General features: G+C 74.2%; 3 protein-coding genes and 1 pseudogene. All 4 read right to left on the reverse strand.

Translation table 11 applies throughout. From position 1 onward, the window contains the following. Positions 1-967, reverse strand: a 967-nt coding sequence (locus ABD317_RS35040; RefSeq protein ID WP_344295704.1) for a branched-chain amino acid ABC transporter permease, incomplete at its 3' end; no start/stop codon positions are given. A gap of 1 nt (position 968) precedes the next feature. Continuing rightward, entirely contained in the window at positions 969-2,180 is a 1,212-nt protein-coding gene (locus ABD317_RS35045) for an ABC transporter substrate-binding protein (RefSeq protein ID WP_344295707.1), read from the reverse strand. Positions 2,181-2,394: 214 nt separating this feature from the next. Then, positions 2,395-2,799 carry a roadblock/LC7 domain-containing protein gene (locus ABD317_RS35050; protein WP_027752040.1) on the reverse strand — a complete coding sequence of 135 codons (405 nt, stop codon included), beginning with the start codon at positions 2,797-2,799 and terminating at the stop codon, positions 2,395-2,397. Further along, positions 2,799-3,330: pseudogene (locus ABD317_RS35055) on the reverse strand (hypothetical protein); the annotation flags it as partial. The gene ABD317_RS35050 and the pseudogene ABD317_RS35055, both read right to left, overlap by 1 nt.

Consider the following 3,330-nt stretch of genomic DNA (forward strand, 5'->3'; position numbering starts at 1 on the left):
GCTCCGCCAGCGCCGCGCGCCACGGCCACGGCATCCGCGCCAGCCGGCGGCGCAGCCGCTCGGCGGGGTCGCGCAGGGCGGCGGCGTGGTGCTCCGGGCCGTGCGGCTCGGCCAGCCCGCGGCCGGAGCGCAGGATCAGCACCACGGCCATGGCCGCGAAGAGCAGGTACGGCGCCCAGTCCGGGGCGACCGACACCCCCAGGGTCTGCACCTCGCCGACGCCGATGGCGGCGACCAGCGTCGCCCACAGCGAGCGGAGCCCGCCGAGGACGACGACCACGAGGGAGAGCATCAGCACGGTGTCGCCGGTGCTCGGCCCGGGGCCGATGATCGGGGCGCCCAGGACGCCCGCGGCGCCGGCGAGCGCGCCCGCCGCGGCAAGCACCCCGGTGTGCACCACCCGGGGGCTGAGCCCCGTGGTGGCCAGCATCTCGGGGTCGTCGGCGGCGGCCCGCACGGCGGCGCCCGCGCGGGTGCGGGTGAGCACCCAGGTGCCGACCGCCGCGAGGGCCACCGCCATCACGATGAAGCCGAGCCGGTAGGCGGGGTAGCGGTGGCCGAGGAGGTCGACGGACGTGTCCAGCGCGTCCGGGACGCGCACCGGCATCTCGTCCGCGCCGAACCCCTCGACGAGCAGGTTGCCGCCGATCAGCGCCAGCCCGAACGTCAGCAGCGCCTGGTCGAGATGCCCGCGGCGGGCGAGCGGCGCCGTCGCCGCCGACAGCACCGCGCCCGCCGCGCAGGCGGCCGCGGTGCCGGCGACGAGGCCGAGGACGAGCCCGCCCCAGGTGCCGTCGCTCAGCTCGGCACCGGTGTAGGCGCCGACCGCGTACAGCGTGCCGTGGGCCAGGTTGAGCACGCCGGCGGTGCCGAACGCCAGGCTCAGGCCGGCGGCGACGACGAACAGCAGCAGCCCGTAGGCGACGCCGTCGACCGCCGGCACGAGCTGGGCATCGAGTGCCCCCACGTCAGCCGCCGAGCGTGGCCAGGTCCTGGACCGTGACGTTGGAGAGTTGCTCGCCGTCCTTGCGGACCTCGCGCAGGTACCACTTCTGCACCGGAGCGTGCGACTTCTCGCCGAACGCCCAGGCGCCGCGCGGGCTGTCGATCTGGCCGAGGCCGCCGAGGGCCTCGTTGATGGTCTCCGAGTTGACCTCGCCCTTGTCGGCGGCGTCGGCGATGGCCATGTCGAGCACGTGGGCGGCGTCGTACGAGGCCATGGCGTACTCGGTGGGCGAGGTGTCGTGCTTGGCGGTCCAGTCGGAGACGAACCTCCGGTTGGCGCCGTTGTCCAGGTCGGGCACGTAGTTGAAGACGGACTGGATGCCCTCGGCCGCGTCGCCCTGGGCCTGGAGGATGCTGCCCTCGGTCAGCGCCCCGGAGGCGTAGAGCGGGATGTCGGCGATGTCCGACTGGGCGTACTGCTTGACGAAGTCGATCGCGGCCTTGCCGGCGTAGAAGGTGTACACCGCCTCGGCGTTGGACTCGGCGATGTCGGCGAAGTACGGGGTGAAGTTGGTGGTGTCGGGGAACGGCGTCCAGGTGGTCTCGCCGTCGGGGTTGGCCAGTTCGCCGCCGATCTCGTCGAAGGTCTCGGTGAAACCGCCGACCTGGTCGTAGCCGCCCTGGTAGTCCGGGCCGATCGCGTAGACGGGGCCGTCCACCTCGTCCTTGACGTACTGGGCGATGGCGGCGCCGAAGTCCTTGGACAGGAAGGAGGTGTGCCAGACGCCGGAGACGTCCTTCAGGTCCGGGCGGCCGTTGGAGCTGACCAGCGGGATCTTGTTCTGCTTCAGCATCGGCAGCACCGCGTTGTACGAGCCGTTGGCGACGATGCCGGTCATCACGTCGACCCGGTCCTTCTTCACCAGCTTGGTGGCGGCCGGCACGGCCGTGGGCGGGCCGTCGCCCTCGTCGCCGATCGACAGCTCGACCTCGTGCCCGCCCAGCTTGCCGCCGTGGGTGTCCAGGTAGAGCTGGAAGCCGTTGCGCAGGTCGGTCCCCACCGGCTCGTACGTACCTGAGAGGGCGGCCAGCAGGCCGACCCTCACCGTTTCGTCGCTGGAGCCGCTGTCGCTGCTGCAGCCGGCGACGGCCAGCGAGACGGCGACTGCGGTGGCTGCGGAGGCCCGGGCTCTGCTGCGGCCGGGGCGACGCGGTGTGGATGCGTTGACGAACACGAAGGCTCCCGAGGGGAAAAACGAGGGATGGGATGGGATGGGTCCGGGGGGTCGGATTCGGGTCGGGATGCGGAGCGACGACGGGCACGGCGGACGTGGGCGGCGCACACGACGCGGGGGACGCGGGCGACGGCGCCGGGGCGGCGGCGGAGGGCGGCGCCGCCGAGAGCGCGCGCGGGCGGGGTGAGGGGGTTCCCCGCCCGGGCGGCCGTCGTCAGGAGGCGGGCTGCGAGTCGCGCATCTGCGGGCTGAGCGCGTCGCCGACCTGGTTGATCAGCTCGGACATCATGTAGCTGACCTCGCCGATGTCCGCGTCCCGGGTGGTGGTGACGAGGAGGGACGCCCCGCTGGAGACCGCCATGGAGAACATGTAGCCGCCCTCCATGGCGGTCAGGCTGTGCTCGACGGGGTCGCTCTCGATCAGCTGCGCGGCGCCGGAGAGCAGGTTGACGATGCCGGAGGCGATGGCGGCCAGCCGGTCCGCGTCGTCCTGGTCCACTCCCGTGTAGGCCAGGGCGAGGCCGTCCACGGACACGGCGATGGCCTGGGTGACTTCGGGGATGCGACGGGCGAAGTCACTCAGCAGCCAGCTCAGGTCGGCGGTGGATGGGGTCGTCATCACGTGCTCCGTTGCGAGTCGTCGTCGGGTGCGGTCCGGGTGCGGCCGCTGTTCCTGGCGGTACGGGCTCGGCCTCCGTCGTCGTTGCCGGAGCGGCCGCTGCCGGTGCCGTTACCGCTGCCGCCGCCCGTACCGGCGGGGCGGCCGCGATCGGCGGCGCCCCCGGCTCCCTCGCGGCGGCCGGTGCTCCTGTTGATGCCCTGGGTGTACGCGGCCAGCACGTCGGAGATCTGCCGGGAGTCCCGGCGCTTGGCGGGCGCCGGCTTCCGCTCGCTCCTGCCGGGCTTGCCGTCCCCGTCGCGCTTGGGGAACCGGGGCCACTGGTCGGCGGGCTGGCGGGCCCGCACGGGCAGTCCCGAGGGGCTGACGCCGGCGACACGGTCGGCCGGGTCGTACTCGGGGCCGAAGGGGGGCGTGCGCCGCGGGCCGCCGCCGTTGCGGTCCCCCGCCTCCCTCGTGTCCGGCCCGGGGGCGGGACCGGCGGCAGGGGCGGCGCCGCAGGGACCGCCCGCGGGGGCCGCGCCGCGATGA

Source organism: Streptomyces synnematoformans, assembly GCF_039531005.1.
Classification (GTDB): Bacteria; Actinomycetota; Actinomycetes; order Streptomycetales; family Streptomycetaceae; genus Streptomyces; species Streptomyces synnematoformans.